A 19265-nucleotide genomic window follows, 5' to 3' on the forward strand; every position below is an offset into this window, starting at 1 on the left:
TTTGGCTAAATTAGGCTGAAGGAACGCTGTCTCTTCGGGCCCTTTTTGCCCCTCCTCCCGCCAGGGAATGATTAACATTAATCTATTGTCGCATGATTTTCTAAAATTGTACCGCCACAATTTTTTCCTAAAACAACAAAAAACACTGCCAACGAATATGGCAGCGTACATCATGTTAAGAGCCATTTTTAATGGCGTTTATTTCGGAAACGACAATGACGGCAACAGACTATTTTCGCCACCGTCACTTTCGTTTCCTTTTTAGTTAAGTCAAATTCGTTGGCATTATATGGTTTAAAGTTCCATTGAATTTATTTCAAATTTATATTATTCTCTAAACAGAAAAAGGACCTTTTCAGGTCCTAAAACCGGTAGTCATCTATGACTCGCTCTACCGAGTTTTCGTCTACCAGTTCCTGCTTCCTGGAAACTGCGTCTAACAGGCATTCCGTACATAAACGGTTCGTTAAGCGCGGAATGCCTCGAGTTTCCTTAAAGATTAATTTTAATGATGAATCCGTGAAAACCTGGCGGCTTTCTCCTGCCACCTCCAATTGATGTTTGATGTATTCTATCATTTCTTCGAAACTCATCCCATCAAGGTGGAAGCGGGTATTGATCCTTTGAGAAATGGCTTCCAGGCTTCTTAGACGGAGCTTGTCCCTTAATTCGGGCTGTCCAACCAAAATAAGGGCCAAAGGTGACAGGGAATCAATTTGAAAATTTGTTAGGAATCTGATTTCCTGTAACATCGATGATGACAATAAATGCGCTTCGTCAATCACTACGACGGGCGTTTTCTTTTTGTTTTCATAGATGTCTAGGAGGGCTGTTTTAAATTGTCGTTTGAGATCACTCGCCAGAAATTTGGGTTCTATTCCTACCTGGAGAAGCATTTCTCGATAAAAATCGCGGGGTTTTAAAGCTGAGTCAGATAAATAAAGAAAAACATGCTGATTTGCTTCCAATCGTTCTTTCAGTGACCTGATGGCGGTTGATTTTCCAGCGCCGACTTCCCCGGTAATCAGACCGAATGAACGCTGCTGAATCATAAATGTCAGCCGTGCCTGCAGCTCTTTATATTGTTTTGCCATGAATAAGTGTCTAGTAGGAATGTCCTTTTGAAATGGAGTGTGCTTCCATCCAAAATGTTTTGCAATCATTCTTCTTTTCCCCCTATAAGAGTTTGATAGCTTAATGACCCTCGCTTTTCCTTTTGTTTCTTTTCATGGTCGGGTTCTGTTAAATCCAAAAAGTTGAGGCCAGATTCTTCTTCAGCTCTATTTGAGGTTTCAGAAGCTACCTTTTCATGTCTTGGACGGGCAAGTTTTAAAGGAATTGCATTTTCAAACTGTTGTCCGTCAAACCATACTTCGATTGATTCCAGGTCATTAGGATCGAAACGGAGAGTAATCATTTCACCGACCAATCGGGAATCCACTTCGTATTTATTTCCCTGAAAAGAGATGCAGCCTGTCTTGTCCACTTTTCGCTCTTCTTCCCAAAAGAAGGCGTTCTTTAGTTCCTGAAAGGAGATGGAGACCGTAGGTTGCTCACACTCTTCCCAGCGATGTTTCGGCGCTTGCTTCGTTTCCCCATGTGTTCTTTCATGATAAATGGATTCTTTCCAAATGTGGAAATACCGATTTAATTGTTCAATGGATTGAATCCTTCCTGATTCGATCAGATCATAAGCCTCAGGCTTGAAGGACGTATCTACGAATCGGAAAAAACGCTCAATTTTCCCGCGCCCTTGTGGCCGTCTTGGAGTAGAGTGGGACAGTTTTATCCCGAGCTTTGCGCAGGTTGTCTCCAACGCCTTTGCGCGATAAATGGATCCGTTATCCACATAGATTTGTTCAGGCTTTCCATTAGTTAAGATGGCTTTAAAGAAGCAGTCTTCCAGTTGCGCACCTTTTTCGTCAAAGTAAAACTGCCCATGCACAATGAATCGGCTATAATCGTCAATGAATGCAAACAACTTGGCCACTCGCTTCTTATTTGAATCCTTGGGATCCGGAAGATACAAAGTATGTTGGACATCCCCTTGCCAACAGGCATTGCGATACGGAAATTCAAAGCGGCGAAACTGGTTGCCTACAGGTGTTTGTTGTAGCCGTTTTTTCGTTATACCTGCTTTCCTAAACTGTTTGGAGAGGGTGCTTTCGGATATGCTTCCCCTTGGCATAATGGCTGCCAACTCCATCATGCGGATAATTTGTTCGACCGATCTCTCTGGGCGTTCCTTTTTCAATTGAATGGCCTTTTCCAGTATCTCTTTTGAGATAGACCTTGGTGCATATCCGCCTCGTTTCACCGGCTTCAATGCCTCAAACCCTCCCTTGCGATAAAGCTGCAGATACCTTTCCAGCGTACGGATGCCGACCTTTTGCATCTCTCCATATGGATTCATATGTTCAGCCTCTGCGATGCTACGAAGCCGTTGTGCTTGTTCTCCTTTTGGGAGCTCTCTGGTGACAATTTCAGCGATCAAACCAAAGCGGTATAAGGCAATGTCATTTCTAAGCTTTTCGTCCATATAAAACTCTCCCTCTTTTTAATCAACTTCTACAAGTTTCATTAAATAACAGGAACCAATGAAAAGGGAGAGCCCAAATTCTGTGGGAACGTTCGTTTTAAATACATATTTTAGGAGGATTATACCCCGAAGGGGGGAGAAACAGGATTCGGAAAGAAAGTAGGCGGAGAGTGGGATGGGGAGTAAAGGATGGAGTGGTTTATATTTTTTCTCTTAACTGATTTATCCATTGGAAGTAACCACAGGAAGGATAGGGGGTGGTAGGATGAGAAATTTCCCATGCCAACGGGAGAAGGAATAATAGAAGTTGTTCCACTGTTAAGTGCTTAATTTTTTGAAATTCAAATGCAAATGGCTTAATTTCAACTGTTGAAGAAAGAAGGAATTGGACAAGAGACTTGAGCGGGCCCTTCCAAAGCCGATCCCATCGTTTAACAGTTTTGTAGCTTACTCCCCCTAAAACATTTTGCGAGAAGTACGTTTGAATAAAAGAATAGCTTCGACCTTTTACATACCGCAAAAGCCAGGCTCTTTGTAAAAGTTGCCCACTATGGATTTGGTAGCGGAAGAGAAAATCTGGCAATAATGAAAAAGTCTTTCCACAAGCAGGACAATACCATCGGTAGATCGGAATCCTTCTCGCCTTTTTCCCTGTGATAACCATACGATAGTACCGGCCATGCTTATATAATTTTCTATTACAATCAGGACAGTTCTCATCGCAAGGAGGTGGTACATCCTGATAATATCTTAAATATTCTCTGATTGTTCTACCAAGATACTTTATCCTAGTCATGGTTTTGGCTAAATTAGGCTGAAGGAACGCTGTCTCTTCGGGCCCTTTTTGCCCCTCCTCCCGCCAGGGAATGATTAACATTAATCTATTGTCGCATGATTTTCTAAAATTGTACCGCCACAATTTTTTCCTAAAACAACAAAAAACACTGCCAACGAATATGGCAGCGTACACACTGTTTTCATTCATAATTCTAGCGTTGCTTGTGTTTCATCTTAGAAATACAGTAGTATGAATTAGTAGAAATAAAATAATGTAACTGAGGTTTTACGATGAATATTAAAATTTACATTGTTGGAGATAAAATTGAAAAGACATTTCTCGAAGGTATAAAGGAATATGAGAAGCGTTTGAGCAGATACTGTAAAGTAAAATTACAACACTTTAAGAACGAAGAACAGCTCTTAAAAAAATTTTCAGATAAGACCTATAAGATATTGATTTCTGTTATGGGAACAACGGTAACATCAGAGGAACTCGCTGAAAAAATAAATCAATTAGGGATAACAGGCAAATCAGATGTAACTATTATTATTGGTGCTGATAATTTACCCCATGATGAAGTATTAGCCATTAGTCCAATGGAAATGGACTTAGGAATTAAAACACTCATAATGTTTGAGCAGATTTACCGTTCATATCGCATTCTCAATAATGAGCCATACCACAAATAAAAGGTGACCAAGTGGGTCACCTTTTATTTGTGGTAATTATTCATTTTCAATGGGATTATCTCGCCAATCCAGTATAAACAATAATTTATCCTTTGACAGTTGGATTACCTTTTTCTCTTTTAGGATTTTTTGTGTGTCTTCGCTATAAATATCTATTACATCAATTGCTATGAAAGCCTGTTTATTTAATTCATTATAATAACTGATAAGGTTTTCGACTGCTGCTTTCTCAATATTTTTAAACAAGAATGAATCATGAATTATAAAAGGCAATTCTGTTAAAGTAAAGATAGCTAAGTCAAAAATAATCAAATTAGTGAACGCTTTACCTGTGCCCGTATTTTCAAGATATTTATATTCATAATTGTTATAAGTTAGGTCTAATTCAGGCGGTGTCCTTTTGTCATTATGAATTGAATCATTTATTTCAACCAATTTGGAATTAATCTTTAACTTTATTTTTTTTACAATGCTTTCTTTTAGTTGACTTAAGGATGTGGTCTTTGATGCTATTCCATCAGTTACAGATTGTAACTTATTGAAGTAATCATTTTCTAATTGAAGGCTTTTTAATCTTGATGATGATTCAATTAAGCTATCAATAAATACATTCTGTTCCTCATTAGGATTTAATACCTGTTCTAACTTTTTGTTTATTTCATCAATTTCCTTATTTAATGACTCAATCTTTCGCTTTAATTCTTGTTTAGCTCGTTTAAGTTCTTTCTTCAATATTGAGCTTATTCCCTCATGAAAATCCTCAATAGACTCTAATTTTTCAATATTTACATCTGGAAAGAATTCCAAAAGTTTCTCAAAACCAACATCCGTATATTTTGTTATTTTTTTACTAGTCCTATTAAATCTTGATTTATAATAATCCCGTTCTTCAATCAAGATATTTTTTCGTTCCCTTAACTCAATTAATTCGTCAGAAATAATTTCAGAAATATTTATAACTGGACTAAACGCACTTTTGCTTAACTTCTCAATCTCACCTTTAAGATTTTCAATTTCTTTCAAATTACTTTCATAAACCTTTTTAGTAATTTTCGGAATGAATTTAAGTCTTCCTGCTTTGTTTAGGACATTTTTTGATTCGGTTAATTGTTTTATTTCTTTGTCCTCTTTAGCTAGTTTATCGTATTCATTAAATAATTTGATAAGTCGAGTAATAGTTTCAATATTCTTCTCGGAATGATGGCTATGTAGGGGTCTCTTAACATCATAATTATTTTTACCCCATACTCTAGAGAAAAGGCTAACTGCAGACCTGAATTTTAAACTATCTGATTGTAATTTATAATACTCTTTTAAGAGATTATTAAAGTCACTTAATTTAATTTCTTCTTCCTTTTCAAATTCACTATTACACTTATAAATAATATTAGGCTCTTCTGTGCCTCTAATAAAATATAATTTAACCTTTAGAAACTCTAATATGTATAAGAATTCATGGTGTCCTAATTTCGACACTACATCCTTGTTGTGAGTTATATAGGTATTACCACCATAAACAAAATCCAAAATCATTAATAATGTTGATTTCCCAATTGAATTTGAACCTAAGTTATCACCTAAAACAACATTTAGACCGTTGTGAAACTCAATTACCTTTTCCTTAAATATTTCACACCTAATCTCTTTTAACATATTTTACTACCCCTTTATTAAAGTCTACTTGGATTGCATCAAGTAGATACAAAACATCTAACGAATAAATAAATTCATCGACTTCTTCAAAATAATCTTGGGTACTTAAATACAAATGTTCGATAGTGACTTCTTTTTCTGATATTCGCTTAAGAACATATAGCATTTTCCCAATTATTGACTCACTATAACTAATTACCTTATTCGGTACTATCATTAGAATACCTCGCAGTTTTGAATAAAAAATGAGATAATTATTCCACACGCATTTAATGAACCATTTTCTGTCTTTTTTGATAACCATTCAGTAAGAAGCTCATAGATTACTTCTTGTGAAGTCTCTGTCCTGCTTAATTTTAAATAAAAAGTCTTAACTTGCGATGCAATCGTCTCAAAAGACGTCGGGTATTGCTTATCCAATTGTCGGAACTGCTCCTGTATATATAAATAATAATCCGTAATTTCGTTTCTTATTCTTCTTTTTGTTAATCCTGTTAATGTCTCATCTGCTTTATCGTCAAGCTTTAAAGCATCCATTCTTAATAGGCTCTCAGATGATACATCAGATTCTTCTACAAGAGCCATTAAGATTTGTTTTATTTCAATCTCTATTTGATAATCATAATATTTTGCTCTAGTTTTAGTTCTGCTTAACAAAAATTTTTTAATATCAACTAATTTCCTATACTCTTCAACAGTCCTTGGATTGTCAAATTTTTTGTGACAATCTCTGCAAAGAGCAATAAAGTTATCTAAATGATTTACATCCTCATGAAGTCGTTCTTCATTTTTTAATAATTCATCTTCTTCAGGAGTAGGATTCAGAGGATATATATGTGCTCCCTCAAACAATTTTTCTTTTCTACCCTTTTTCTCGTACATGAGAGGTTTGGTGCATAAAGGACAAATGCTCTCAACTTCAGATAGGAGTATAGCATTTTCATTTTGAGAAAGTTTTCTTCTATTAGTCTGCATCCACACAACACCTCAGAAATGTAACACTTCAATATATTTTATGTATTAATAGAAAACACCATTATCATTTACCATTCGACAAAAAATTCACAAATCCTCTATTTTCCATTTGTTTTGTCATAAAGAAAAAGGCGACTAAATAGAGTCACCTTTTCCTGTTATATTACTCTTTTCAATCGTGTAATAACGCCATCTGTCATATACAAAATAAATTCCACAGACTCATTAATATCTATAAAACTTGTTTTAGGGTTTGGTGTGGTAAGCATCCCCCCGATTAATCCGAAAGGCCCTGTAGATCTGCTCGACCAGGATGAGGCGCATGAGCTGGTGCGGGAAGGTCATTTTGGAGAAGCTGAGGTGCTCGTTGGCCCGGGTTAGGACTTGGTCGCTGAGGCCGAGGGAGCCTCCGATGATGAAGGCAATTTTGCTTTTTCCGTATGTAGCGAGCTTGTCGAGGTTTTGGGCCAGTTCTTCGGAGGATTTTTGTTTTCCGTTGATGGCTAGGGCGATGACATGGGCGTCTTGTGATACTTTGGCGAGAATGCGCTCTCCTTCTTTCTGCTTCACTTGCTCCATTTCGATTTCGCTCAGTTCCTCTGGCGCCTTTTCATCGGCCACTTCGATGACTTCGACTTTTGCATAGCCTCCGAGGCGCTTTAAATATTCTTCTATTCCTTGTTTTAAGTACTTTTCTTTTAGCTTTCCAACCGTCACGATTGAGATATTCACACGCCATCCCCACTTTACAAACAGTTTACAAACAAGATACCCACAGTAGTTATCCACATATTCACACCACTATCCACATTTGGTATGGGATCATTCGTTCGCCACAATATATATAGCTAGTTCTCCACAGTATCCACATGTGAATGGCTGCTTGTCCACAGCTTCTATCTTTTCAAGAATTGGTGCCGTTTCCTGCTCATCAACCGCTTCATCTAAGGCCAATTCTACATGTTCCGCGCAGCAATAGATTTTCATCTCATTCCCTCCTTTCCCCTTAGCGTTTTCTTTTTTCCTTCCGTTCAACCATTTCTTTTGATAAAAATTTATCCACAATCATTTTATCACAAACATCTTTTTACGCGAGTATAGGATATCCACAAAAAAACAGAGAGCATTTGCCCTCTGCCTTTATCCACAAATTCACTTATTCAGTTTTTTGAACGAGCGTCATATTCGTTTTCGTCAGCTTGCCGCCCCGGTAAAACTTAATATCGAGCTTGTCGCCAATTTTCTTTTTCACATAAAGATGCTTTCGCAAATCGATAACATCGTTCACTTTCTCGCCGTCCATTTCTACAATGACATCCATTTCCTTCAAGCCTGCTTTGTCCGCTGGCGAACCAGGCTCCACGCTCTTGATGGCCACACCGTAAGCAACATCCTTCGGAAGCTTTAACGCTTCCTGCTGGTAGTATGCCGGGATTTCGTTCACCGCGCGCATTTCAACACCCATGTACGGCCGCTTGACTTCGCCGAATTTCTCCAAATCATCAATGATAGGCTGGGCGTAATTGATTGGAATGGATAGCCCAATTCCTTCAACCGCCTGCTCTGCAATTTTCATCGAGTTGATTCCAACAAGCTGACCGCCGATATTAATCAGCGCGCCGCCGCTGTTTCCTGGATTAATTGCAGCATCTGTTTGGATGACTTCCGCCTGCCAGTCAGGCACACCGTCCTGATCGATATCGACAGGAATCGTCCTCTGCAATCCAGAAATGATGCCTTGGGTAACAGAGCCTGAGAAGGTTGGTCCTAGCGGATTGCCGATTGCCACGACAGGTTCTCCAGCCTTAAGAGCATCAGAATTTCCAAACTCAACGACTGTTTTTACTTTGCTGCCGTCAACCTCCAAGACTGCAAGGTCCGTCCACGGATCTCTGCCGCGCAGTTTTGCTGGCAGCTTCGTCCCGTCCTTCATGGTGACTTCCAATTTTGCAGCACCTTCGATGACGTGATTATTCGTCACGATGAATGCTTTGCCGCCAGCCTTTTTATACAACACACCAGACCCAGTAGAGCCTGTTCCTTCCTGGTTGCTTTCTTCCCAGAAGTTGGATTCCTGGATATTCGTAATGCCTACAACTGCAGGCGCTGCCTTGTCCACTGCTTTTGTAATGTCCGTTTGCACATTGAGGGAAACATTGTTCGTTGACCCGCTTTTCTTGTTGTTGTCTGGCTGTACTACATTTGATTGATTATCCGGGACAACATCGTATGGAAGGAGATCCATATCGGAAAGTGTCGGGATAGAAGCAATTACTAGTACGCTCCCTAGCAATGCGCCTCCAAGTCCTGATAAGAATGCACTGCTTCTTTTTCCTTTTTGCAGCTGCGAACGGCTTTGGTTCTCTTGATCATAATAACCCAAACTGTATCAGCCCTTTCATTCATACAACGACTGTAGAGTAGATTACTCTCTTCATAACCACATTATACAATTTTCATCCGAAAAATCTAATGAAAACCCTTATGTTTGCCTTGTAAATAGGTTAGTATGCATATTTTTTTCCCAACGAGATTCCTCTCTCCATACCCTTTATCCGAGCCATATGTTAAAGCTTTCTACTACAGCGCAAAAACTAGCATCAATATACGAAAAAAAACGCCCCTGCTCAGGCGTTTTTCACCGTATTAAACGGCAGTAAGTACGGTCGGCTTCTTCGGGTCTGTGTCATACAGATTGAACTGCTCCCCAATCAGGATACCGCGGCTTTCAAGCGTTTGCTGAACGGACATTCTTGCAAGGTCTTTCATATTATTATCGAGGCTAAGGTGCGCGAGATAAAAGCTCTTCGTGTTATCACCTGCGACTTCGCTCATTGCAATGGCAGCGTCTTCATTTGAGATGTGGCCGACGTCGCTCAAGATACGGCGTTTGACATTCCATGGATATCTCCCCATTCGGAGCATCTGAACGTCGTGATTGCTTTCGAACACATAGGCATCAGCATTGGAAATGATGCCTTTCATTCGATCGCTGACATAGCCAGTGTCTGTAACGAGCACAAGCTTTTTACCGTCCTGGTGAAAAACATAGAACATAGGCTCTGCGGCATCATGCGAGACACCGAAAGATTCGATGTCAAGCGAGCCAAATGTTTTCACCGACTCCATGCCAAAAACGAATTTTTGGTCGACAGGGATTTCTCCGATCAGTCCGTCCATCGCCTGCCATGTTTTTTCATTAGCGTATACGGGCAGCTTGTATTTCCGTGCCAAAATGCCGACGCCTTTGATATGGTCGCTATGCTCATGCGTGACGAAAAGGCCGGAAAGATTTTTAATATCTCGGCCAATTTCGTTAAACAATGCTTCCATCTGCTTCCCGCTCATGCCGGCGTCTACCAGAAAAGAATGTTCCCCATTCTCTACATAGATCGCATTTCCCGTACTCCCGCTTGCGAGAACACTAAAATGCAAAGTCATATTCTCTCACTCCGTTGTTTTATTTTCTTCGTTGCCAAATTGAATGACTTGGCCTTCAAAGGCCTGGACGAATAGATTTTCTTTGTTATCAACCTCAATGCGCCACGTCGGTGCCAGCACCTGTGATGCAGTCAGCTGGACAAGTGTCGAATAGCCGAGCTTCACATTGGTGATTTTGCTCTTCGGCTTCAGGAGGCCTTTTTTGTATAATGTATCAATTGCACTAAGTGCTGGGAGAACTTCTTGCCGTTCCGCTAGCTCTTCCTGCACTTCCAAATAAGTCTGATCGTATGCGTAGACTTCATTCTGGTCATTGTAATGGAACGTTAGCTTCCCGTTGAGATTATTGTAAAAAGTCTTACCTTGATACTGTTGAAAATAGACAATCGTTTTGCTGTGATCATCCTTCTCCCAAAACTGATAATCATCCCCATACGGTACGAATCCTTTTATAAACGGACCAAGTTCGGATGATTCAAATTTCCCGCTAAGCTTGATTGGCTTCTCCAGCGTAACCCTAAGGGAGGTGCGTTCCGCGTTTCCTGCTGTCTGCTGCTTTGATTCTTCTTTTGAAAATTCTTTCGGCTTCACGCTGAGGTAACGTTCTTTCTGTGCCGCTTCCGGAAGCTCTTTATAAGTAATTTCATCGTTCTTCAGCTTGTCCTCAATCTTCACTTCTTTCAACAGCTCGTAATTCGCTTCATTTTTTGTGTTCATGAATTGATATACGAGATAAAAATCGAGCACAAGGAAGGAAAGAATGAAAATGGTTTTAATCCTGCTCCAATCCATTATGCCTTCCTCCTTCCCCATATTTAAGCTCCTGCCATTGTCCTTCATACTCATAGAACCAGCCTGGCTCAAGGAGAATGAGCGATTTGTCCATCGGGTCGAAGGACATATAATAGCCTGGAGAAATATTGGTAACGAGTTCTTCCCTTACTTTAGGCATCTCCTTCAGGCTTGTGACCGCCTCTCTTCCTGATGGGAGCATGTCCATTTCCGGATCAGGATTGATTGGCAGTTCCAGATTGAAGCTTGGCCGCAAATACTTGCTAATCTCGCTTTGTCCCCACCATTGCCTGATTTCTGAAATACCGCTATTGTTGAAAATCGGGTATCCTTCCTTCGTATACATTCGGAAAACGACGCGATGGTTGAAATCATCCTTGTATACATACCGGTACGGATCCGTCCAGCCGCTGTGCTCATTCACGAAATCAATGCTCTTCTGCAAGAGCGAAGTAGTGCCAATAACACCATCGTTGTCGCTCAGCAGATTTACGTAGTCGATGATCCTCGAGTCCTTATTGACGCTCATCCGGCGAGATGAGTCCATATACTCCTCCCCATCTGTCACAATGCTCTTCTGTACAAAGCTCGGATCTTTGAACAACGCATCCTTCAATTTCTCAGGTTCAAGCGGATTGCTATAGTACGTATATTTCGGCAGCTTAAGGCCATCTTCCGGAAGATACACTTCATTTTCTGCCAGTTGGTAGATAAAGTATTGATCCATCCTCGCATAGCTTTTCTGAAAAAGCTCCGAAAACTCTTCTATAGCAGAAGGATTGACGTTGGCGGTATAAACGGTTTGATTTTTAGAGGAGGTAAAGTAAATCAGTCCCTCCTGTTTTTGCGCTTCTCCCGGTACGATGATCCGGTCAAAATCAAATTTAGGAATCTTCTCCTCTTCGAACGTCAGCACACGCCGGTAAATCTCCGACGGCACTCCTGCTGGAAAGAGAATTTCTGTGTTTGCCTGGCGTGCAAAGGTTTCGTTCAAATTATCCTGTTTTCCTGGATATTTTCTCGCACTGTAATACTTCCATTTTCCCAGAATGGCGACAGCTTTGTCGATGTCATAATTATCCGTTGTCCCGTAATGCTTGCCGCCTGTATGCACCATCAGAATATGCGGGCGAACGATTTTTTTCAACTCACGCTTAGAGCTGAATGCCACCTCTTCGTCTGTCGTACCGTTTTTCAACGTCTCGTATGTTGGCTGGTATGTCCAAATGCTCCATGTCATGATGCCGCTCAATACGACTAGGATTGTTAAGATTCCTGTTTTAATATTTTCATATGTCATGACCAATCATCCTCCGCTGTCGAATCATATGGAAGCGTAAAATAAATGGTCGTTCCCTTTCCTTCGATGCTGCTCGCCCAGATTTCTCCTCCGTGCGCATTGACCATTTCTTTGGCAATGGCAAGCCCTAGGCCTGTCCCTCCAAGCTTGCGTGTCCTCGCTTTGTCGACACGATAGAAGCGGTCAAATATTTTCTTCAAGTTGTCTTTCGGTACACCTACGCCTTCATCAGCAACGCTCACAAGAATCCTGCCGTCTTGTTCCTCTGTCTGGAAAGTAATTCTTCCACCCTCTGGGGAATACTTCAGCGCATTGGAAATAATATTGTAAAGCACCTGAGTGATTTTATCCTCATCAATTTCCACAAACATTGCTTGGTCCGGCAATTTGCGAATAAAAGTGACTTTCTGGTCTTTCGTCAATTCAAAACGGTCGATGATACGGTTGTAAAATACCGGGAAATTGACCCACTCTTTTTTCAAATGATAGTCCGTGCTGTCCATCTTGGAAAGCTGCAGCAAATCGTTCACGAGCCGAATCATTCTTTCCGTCTCTGTCTGTGCCGTCTGCAGGAAAGTAGGAGCGATTTCTTCATCCTGCCACGCTCCATCCGACAGTGCTTCCAAATAGCTTCGCATCGTAGTGAGCGGTGTGCGGAGCTCATGGGAAACATTCGCCACAAATTCGCGTCTCTCCATATCGATTTTTTCCTGTTCAGTTATGTCATGGAGAACCGCAATTAACCCATTCACGAAACCGCTGTCCTTCTGGATGACGGAAAAATTAACCCTAAGAATAAACGGTTCATTACCTGTCGTATAATCAAGGATAATCGATTCTTTTTCTTGGAGAAGATCCTCAAGCGAATAGTCTTCCTCGAGCCCCAAAACAGAAACAATCTGCTGCGATAGCACTGTTTCACGTGAAACATTCAGCATCTCGGCTGCCGGATCGTTGATTAAGATAATCCTTCCCCGCCTGTCCGTTGCGATAACACCGTCCGTCATATAGGAAATAACAGAGCTTAGCTTGCGTTTTTCCCCTTCTGTCGTTGCTTGGGCCTCCTGCAATTTTTTCGTCAGGTTGTTAAAGGTGAGGGCAAGCTGCCCAATTTCATCGTAGCCATACACTTTAACTTTTCGTGAAAAATTGCCTCGTGTCATTGCAAGCGCCTGTTTCCTCATATCGGAGATTGGCCTTGTAATTGTCTGTGCAAGCAGCGTCCCGAGCACCGCAGTGAACAACAAAGCAATGGCAGTTCCTGTCGCAAGAATTTTGTTGATTTCATTCATTTGTGAAAAGATGTTCTCCACTTTGGCGACGAGATACACCGCGCCGATGACTTCCTTATTTGAATGAATCGGCGTCGCCTGCACCCAAATCCGTTTGCCGGTCTTTTCATCGAGCACAATGTCGCCTTCATCCTTATCGAGGACGATGGACCGCTTGATTTTCAGTTCCGTTGTCCTCTGGCCGACAATGCTTTGATTGTTCTCATTGGATGTCCCAAGAATTCGCAGGCTCCCTCCGTCAATCACACGGATTTCAGAGATATCGGATGAATTATAATCCCTCAGTATCTTACGGATGTCTTCCTCTTTTGTAGGATCCTGCTTGCCTCGCTCCTTGACCATTTCTTCTTCAATATCGTACACAAGCATATTCACTCGCTGCTTCAGAGAGCTCTGATAGTTGGTCATCAAAGTATCCTCAAGCTTCCGGACAAAATATACCCCGATGATTTGCATCGCTACAAGAATCAAGAGTACATAGATGATGACAAACTTAAGATGGATAGAGCGAAAAAAACCAACCTTTTTCATCCCTTACTCCTGTTCCGAGTTCCTTAAATAGTATCCAACGCCTCTCCTTGTTACGATCCATGTTGGATGGCTTGGATTGTCCTCGATTTTTTCCCTTAGGCGCCTTACCGTAACATCAACGGTACGGACATCCCCATAATAGTCGTAGCCCCAGACAGTCTGTAATAAATGCTCCCTTGTCATCACTTGTCCTATATGCTTTGCCAAATAGTGAAGAAGCTCAAACTCACGATGGGTAAGCTCAATCGTCTCGCCGCGTTTGGAAACAACATATGCATCCGGATGAATCGTCAGCGAACCAATAGTTATTTCGTTTGATTCGTCTTCTTCATCCGTCTTTTGTGCAATAGCTTGATGGCGGCGCAAGTTGGCTTTCACTCTCGCAATCAGCTCCCTTGTGCTGAACGGCTTTGTGACATAATCATCTGCACCGAGCTCAAGGCCCAGCACTTTATCGATTTCCGAGTCTTTTGCTGTCAGCATGATAATCGGCATTTCATACTTTTTACGGACTTCCCGGCACACTTCCATTCCATCGCGCTGCGGCAGCATAATGTCGAGCAGGATAAGATCCGGCTCAATTTCTTCCACCATTTCGATGGCGCTGTTGCCATCATAGGCGCAAAACACCTCGTATCCTTCCTTTTTCAAATTGAATTGGAGTATATCTGCAATCGGTTTTTCATCGTCGACAACTAGTATCTTCTTATCCATAAAAAGGCTCCTTTGAGTTGATTATATTTTTATCGTCTATCATTTGTTCTTTTAAAAAATGTCCTATCCTTCTTATTCTACTGTATTGCGGGCAAAAACTGAATTCTTCTGCAAAAAACATAGCACCTTTGAAAGAAAAAAGCCTCTAGCGTACGCCTAGAGACTGTTTCTTCTATTTATTGAATATAATCGCGGGGATTGACAATCTGCCCGTTCCGATAAACTTCAAAATGGAGATGCACTCCGGTAGAGTCGCCTGTCGAACCCATTATGCCAATGGCTGATCCAACTTCAACGGTTTGGCCGGCACTCACACTGATTGAATCAAGATGTGCGTAAAGCGTCCGGAAGCCATTCTGATGATCGATGATAATTTTATTTCCATAACTGCCTGACCATCCTGCAGAAACAACCGTGCCGTTATCTGCGGCTTTGATCGTCCGGTCTCCTGGACGAGCAATGTCGATTCCTTTATGCATTCTCCCCCAACGGTAGCCCCGTTCACTGGATACATAGCCCCCGGAAGCTGGCCAGACGAGCATTCCTGTTCCTCTTGACGGAATTTCCTTCGTTCCTTTCACCGTAATCTCTGCAACCGGTTCTGCGATCACATCAGACTTCAGTGCATCCTTCTTCTCCTCCACGCCATTTACTTCCATCACTTTATAGTGTACAGTCTTTTCTCCGTTTTTACCTTTTTGCTTTAGCTTGGAATCACCTTTTGGCATCGAATCGTCCTCTTCGACTTCCTTGCTGAAAGGAACGGTTTCTCTCACAAAAATTTCTTTTTCCACTGCTACTTCTACGAGTGGCTTTTTCACCATCACCATGACTTCCTGTCCAGGTTTCAGGACAGAAGTATCGTTTAACCCGGGATTAAGCTGTAGAATCTCCTCAAGCTTAAGGTCATGCTTATTCGCAATCGAACCGAGGACATCGCCCTCTTGGACTCTATACTTTTCTTCATTCAATGATCCATTTTTCAAGAGGCTCACTGCTTCATCAACCGTCAGCACCCTTTTCGGGTCTACTTCTTCGCTTGCTGTTTCGACCTTCTTGGTTAGCTTCACATCGAGGATGCGCGTTTCATTTTCCTTCAATGGCGGAAGGGACTCCTGCTTGTCTTTTTCCTGCAGTGCTTCCATTTCTTCCTTGCTGATAAAGCTCTGCTTCAGCTTTTTAAGGACTGCTTCAGCTTCTTCTTTATCCTTCACATAGGCTGCTGACTTTCCATTAAGGATGATCGCACAAGCTTCTGTTCTGATGCTAAGCTTGCTTTGAAGCTCATCCCTTCGTTTCGCTTCATTGGAGAAAGGAAGACTCTGAAAGACTTGCTCGGGAACAAACTGCAAGTCAGGTCCCATAGTAATGTCCAGATTCTTATGGATGAGTTTCGCTATGTCCAGCTTTTTTTCTGCTATTTTTTCTATCACTGCTTTGTCGCTCGTTGTTCCAAGAAACTTATTATTCATATATACATTATAGACTGCTTGCGTTTCATTATTCGCTGCGGCTGTTTCGCTCCCTGGGACAAACGATAGGACGGATACGGCCATTACTCCCATTAGCATTTTTCCTGCTGCGGGCTTCATCATACTTGCTGCTCTGTCCTTAAGATTAGACAACTTTTCTATCAATCTCATCTGATCCTCCTGCAGGTACGTTTCACCTTCATCATACTAGTACCAATAGACTATTTTTTATGAATAACAATCCTCTTTTACATTACCATATCCCTGTTAGGAAAAAAGAATAGTTACCATCTTGTAATCTAAAAGTATCATTTTTGGTAAATGGCGTTTAATCTACCATTAGGATGGGAAAAAGGTATACTGCAAAATTTGAAGGAAAAAGTCGAAAAACGCAGGATTATCAAGGGGTTTAAACACTAGGAAGAAGAATAATTAACCAAAATACTGTTTTGGTAGTGAAAAACGGTTCATTTTACTGTTCTATTACAATGAGGTTACAAAAATAGAAAAAAAGGAACATGTACTGATTACACGCTCCCTTTTTTATGGCTTGGGACGGAATCGAACCGCCGACACATGGATTTTCAGTCCATTGCTCTACCGACTGAGCTACCAAGCCGAGATGATATAAAGTTTGTCTTTTGAATATGTAAAGTGACCCCTACGGGATTCGAACCCGTGTTACCGCCGTGAAAGGGCGGTGTCTTAACCGCTTGACCAAGGGGCCACAAAAAAAGAATGGTGAGCCATGAAGGACTCGAACCTTCGACCCTCTGATTAAAAGTCAGATGCTCTACCAACTGAGCTAATGGCTCATAATCTATGCATTTATGTCAAGTTTCGACTGAAAGTGACCTTTCGGAAACGACTTTCTTATATTAACATAGGGGGCAAATTATGTACAATAGTTTTTGTGAAAAAATATTATTCTTTTCTTTTTGGCTAAGAGATGAGAGGAACTATCCTTTCTTCCCCACGAAAGAGGTAAAATTGTCATTTTTGATTTATTTTCTTGTGAGAAATGGGGAGTTTTTGGGAAGCGGGAGCAGTTTTTGCAAAAACCAGCTGCCGTAACCGACTACACAGCTACCTTTTTCCTTGCCTAATGCTTCTAAAATAAGCTTATCTACGGTAATGACTCATTTATCTCCGGTAAACCGCAATATATCTACGGTAATCCTCCATTTATCAACGTTAAACAGCAATTTATCTACAGTAGCTTCCTATTCGTCCCCATTTTATCTTTAATTTGTAAGCTCAGAACCCATTCACCTATCAACTAAAGCGTTCCTCAACTAAAGCGTGCCTGACCCCCGGTGCGGTAAAGGGTTAAAGAGGGAATTAACTTTCAGATTCCCGAAACAAAAGTCTTCCCCAAACCCTTAAAATTGTCATTTTGAGTGGTTTTATGAGGTGAAAAGGAGGATTTTCTATGAGGGAGCACTATTTTTTGGAATAGAGAACTTCTGTAATCTGTTACATATCTAATTGAGCTGCAGTACAATACCTCTCCAATTAGAGTATCTACAGTAATCGGCGATTTATCTCCGGTAAACCGCAATATATCTACGGTAATCCTCCATTTATCAGCGGTAAACAGCAATTTATCTACAGTAGCTTCCAAGTCATTTCCAACAACTCTCTTTTGGCAGCGCACTTCATTAAAAAGAGGAGCAAAAAACCCGCCATCATGGCGGGTTTCGTTAAATTATTGATTAGTTTTGTCTCCAAGGGCTACGCACGACATTTGTCTGGTTGCGGTCAGGGCCGACAGAGAAGATAGAAAGCGGAATGCCTGTCAGCTGGGATACACGCTCGATATAGTGGCGTGCGTTTTCAGGAAGCTCTGCTAGTGATTTGCAGCCAGTGATATCTTCCGTCCAGCCTGGCAGCTCTTCGTATACTGGTTCACACTGCGCGAGCACTTTAAGGCTTGCAGGGAACTCTTCAATGATTTCGCCATTATAGCGGTAAGCAGTACAGATTTTCAATGTTGGGATTCCTGTAAGAACGTCGATGGAGTTCAACGACAGATCTGTTAGTCCGCTTACACGGCGCGCATGGCGGACAACAACGCTGTCAAACCAGCCGACACGGCGAGGACGTCCTGTAGTTGTGCCATACTCGCGGCCAACTTCACGGATTTGATCGCCAGTTGCATCGTTCAGTTCTGTAGGGAATGGGCCATCTCCAACCCTTGTCGTATAAGCTTTACATACGCCAACAGCATGAGTAATTTTGCTTGGTCCAACGCCGGATCCAATCGTCACGCCCCCTGCAACAGGGTTAGATGATGTAACAAACGGGTAGGTACCTTGGTCGATGTCGAGCATAACGCCTTGTGCGCCTTCAAACAGCACGCGGCGGCCCTCATCAAGAGCGTCATTCAAAACGACAGAAGTGTCGCATACATACTTAGCGATTTGCTGTCCATACTCATAATACTCTTCCAGAATGTCTTCGATTTTGAAGCCTTCTGAATCATACATACGCTCAAGCAAGCGGTTTTTCTCTTCCAGATTATAAGTAAGCTTTTCTTCGAAAGTCTCGCGGTCGAGCAGGTCGGCAATGCGGATACCCATGCGAGCTGCTTTGTCCATATAAGCAGGTCCAATACCTTTTTTCGTTGTACCGATCTTGTTATCACCTTTACGTGCTTCTTCTACTTCATCAAGTTTCAAATGATATGGCAGGATGACATGGGCACGATTCGAAATACGCAAATTATCTGTTGACACGCCCTTTTCGTGGATGTAAGCCAGTTCCTGTACGAGCGCTTTCGGGTCAACAACCATTCCATTACCGATAACACAGATTTTATCATGATAGAAAATACCAGAAGGAATCAAGTGCAGCTTGTATGTTTCCCCGTTAAACTTGATTGTGTGGCCTGCATTGTTACCGCCTTGGTAACGAGCGACTACCTCGGCATTTTCCGAAAGAAAGTCAGTGATTTTGCCTTTTCCTTCGTCTCCCCATTGCGATCCAACAACTACTACTGATGACATGTAAAAAAGCACCTCCAAAGATACTATGTAAAAAATAGATTCTTTTTTCCGTCTCAAACAAATCAATTCTAACAGCAA

The 19265-nt window shown here is 41.5% G+C and carries 17 protein-coding genes and 3 tRNA genes; 1 reads left to right on the plus strand and 19 read right to left on the minus strand.

Features of this window, described 5'->3' with window-relative positions; all coding sequences use genetic code 11:
* Positions 1 to 362: 362 nt before the first annotated feature.
* From BQ5796_RS15455 to BQ5796_RS15465, 3 genes are all read right to left on the minus strand, one after another.
* The gene (locus BQ5796_RS15455; RefSeq protein WP_071460621.1) at positions 363 to 1163 is read right to left on the minus strand and encodes an ExeA family protein; all 801 of its coding nucleotides are present in this window, start codon (positions 1161 to 1163) and stop codon (positions 363 to 365) included.
* Complete coding sequence (locus tag BQ5796_RS15460) at positions 1160 to 2539, minus strand: DDE-type integrase/transposase/recombinase (protein WP_071460622.1); 1380 nt, start codon at positions 2537 to 2539, stop codon at positions 1160 to 1162. The genes BQ5796_RS15455 and BQ5796_RS15460 overlap by 4 nt, the downstream gene beginning before the upstream one ends.
* A gap of 199 nt (positions 2540 to 2738) precedes the next feature.
* A complete protein-coding gene (locus tag BQ5796_RS15465; RefSeq protein ID WP_071458604.1) occupies positions 2739 to 3416 on the minus strand; it encodes a DUF6431 domain-containing protein in 678 nt (225 codons plus the stop codon).
* A gap of 191 nt (positions 3417 to 3607) precedes the next feature.
* On the opposite strand from BQ5796_RS15465, the gene BQ5796_RS15470 reads away from it, so the two are divergent.
* A complete protein-coding gene (locus BQ5796_RS15470; protein WP_071461035.1) occupies positions 3608 to 4009 on the plus strand; it encodes a 23S rRNA (pseudouridine(1915)-N(3))-methyltransferase RlmH in 402 nt (133 codons plus the stop codon).
* A gap of 36 nt (positions 4010 to 4045) precedes the next feature.
* Here BQ5796_RS15470 and BQ5796_RS15475 read toward each other — a convergent pair whose 3' ends face one another.
* The 16 genes from BQ5796_RS15475 to BQ5796_RS15550 form a co-directional block, all read right to left on the minus strand.
* On the minus strand, positions 4046 to 5662 hold the full coding sequence (locus BQ5796_RS15475) for a DUF2326 domain-containing protein (protein ID WP_071461036.1): 1617 nt from the start codon (positions 5660 to 5662) through the stop codon (positions 4046 to 4048).
* Positions 5646 to 5879 carry an ABC-three component system middle component 7 gene (locus BQ5796_RS15480; protein WP_071461037.1) on the minus strand — a complete coding sequence of 78 codons (234 nt, stop codon included), beginning with the start codon at positions 5877 to 5879 and terminating at the stop codon, positions 5646 to 5648. Before BQ5796_RS15480 ends, BQ5796_RS15475 begins: the two co-directional genes overlap by 17 nt.
* On the minus strand, positions 5879 to 6637 hold the full coding sequence (locus BQ5796_RS15485) for an ABC-three component system protein (protein ID WP_071461038.1): 759 nt from the start codon (positions 6635 to 6637) through the stop codon (positions 5879 to 5881). The genes BQ5796_RS15480 and BQ5796_RS15485 overlap by 1 nt, the downstream gene beginning before the upstream one ends.
* Before the next feature lie 246 nt (positions 6638 to 6883).
* A complete protein-coding gene (gene rlmH, locus BQ5796_RS15490; RefSeq protein WP_071461039.1) occupies positions 6884 to 7369 on the minus strand; it encodes a 23S rRNA (pseudouridine(1915)-N(3))-methyltransferase RlmH in 486 nt (161 codons plus the stop codon).
* A gap of 90 nt (positions 7370 to 7459) precedes the next feature.
* Positions 7460 to 7624, minus strand: coding sequence for a CxxH/CxxC protein (locus BQ5796_RS15495; protein WP_071461040.1), 165 nt, complete (start codon positions 7622 to 7624; stop codon positions 7460 to 7462).
* A 169-nt stretch (positions 7625 to 7793) separates the two neighbouring features.
* Positions 7794 to 9020, minus strand: coding sequence for a S1C family serine protease (locus BQ5796_RS15500; protein WP_071461041.1), 1227 nt, complete (start codon positions 9018 to 9020; stop codon positions 7794 to 7796).
* A 263-nt stretch (positions 9021 to 9283) separates the two neighbouring features.
* Positions 9284 to 10078, minus strand: a complete 795-nt coding sequence (locus tag BQ5796_RS15505) for an MBL fold metallo-hydrolase (protein ID WP_071461042.1) — start codon at positions 10076 to 10078, stop codon at positions 9284 to 9286.
* 6 nt (positions 10079 to 10084) lie between these two features.
* Positions 10085 to 10870, minus strand: a complete 786-nt coding sequence (locus BQ5796_RS15510; protein WP_071461043.1) for a two-component system regulatory protein YycI — start codon at positions 10868 to 10870, stop codon at positions 10085 to 10087.
* Positions 10851 to 12170 carry a YycH family regulatory protein gene (locus BQ5796_RS15515; RefSeq protein WP_071461044.1) on the minus strand — a complete coding sequence of 440 codons (1320 nt, stop codon included), beginning with the start codon at positions 12168 to 12170 and terminating at the stop codon, positions 10851 to 10853. Before BQ5796_RS15515 ends, BQ5796_RS15510 begins: the two co-directional genes overlap by 20 nt.
* On the minus strand, positions 12167 to 13993 hold the full coding sequence (walK, locus tag BQ5796_RS15520) for a cell wall metabolism sensor histidine kinase WalK (protein ID WP_071461045.1): 1827 nt from the start codon (positions 13991 to 13993) through the stop codon (positions 12167 to 12169). The genes BQ5796_RS15515 and walK overlap by 4 nt, the downstream gene beginning before the upstream one ends.
* 3 nt (positions 13994 to 13996) lie before the next feature.
* On the minus strand, positions 13997 to 14707 hold the full coding sequence (gene yycF, locus BQ5796_RS15525; RefSeq protein ID WP_071461046.1) for a response regulator YycF: 711 nt from the start codon (positions 14705 to 14707) through the stop codon (positions 13997 to 13999).
* 176 nt (positions 14708 to 14883) lie between these two features.
* Positions 14884 to 16350 (minus strand): peptidoglycan DD-metalloendopeptidase family protein, encoded by a 1467-nt coding sequence (locus BQ5796_RS15530; RefSeq protein ID WP_097678005.1) that lies wholly within the window; start codon positions 16348 to 16350, stop codon positions 14884 to 14886.
* A gap of 375 nt (positions 16351 to 16725) precedes the next feature.
* A tRNA-Phe gene (locus tag BQ5796_RS15535) sits at positions 16726 to 16798 on the minus strand.
* A 36-nt stretch (positions 16799 to 16834) separates the two neighbouring features.
* Positions 16835 to 16906 (minus strand) — tRNA-Glu (locus tag BQ5796_RS15540).
* Positions 16907 to 16918: 12 nt separating this feature from the next.
* Positions 16919 to 16994: transfer RNA gene (locus BQ5796_RS15545), tRNA-Lys, on the minus strand.
* Between the two features lie 900 nt (positions 16995 to 17894).
* Positions 17895 to 19187 (minus strand): adenylosuccinate synthase, encoded by a 1293-nt coding sequence (locus tag BQ5796_RS15550; protein WP_071461047.1) that lies wholly within the window; start codon positions 19185 to 19187, stop codon positions 17895 to 17897.
* Positions 19188 to 19265 lie beyond the last annotated feature (78 nt).

The sequence above is a fragment of the Bacillus massilinigeriensis genome (assembly GCF_900111815.1).
Classification (GTDB): domain Bacteria; phylum Bacillota; class Bacilli; order Bacillales; family Cytobacillaceae; genus Mesobacillus_C; species Mesobacillus_C mediterraneensis.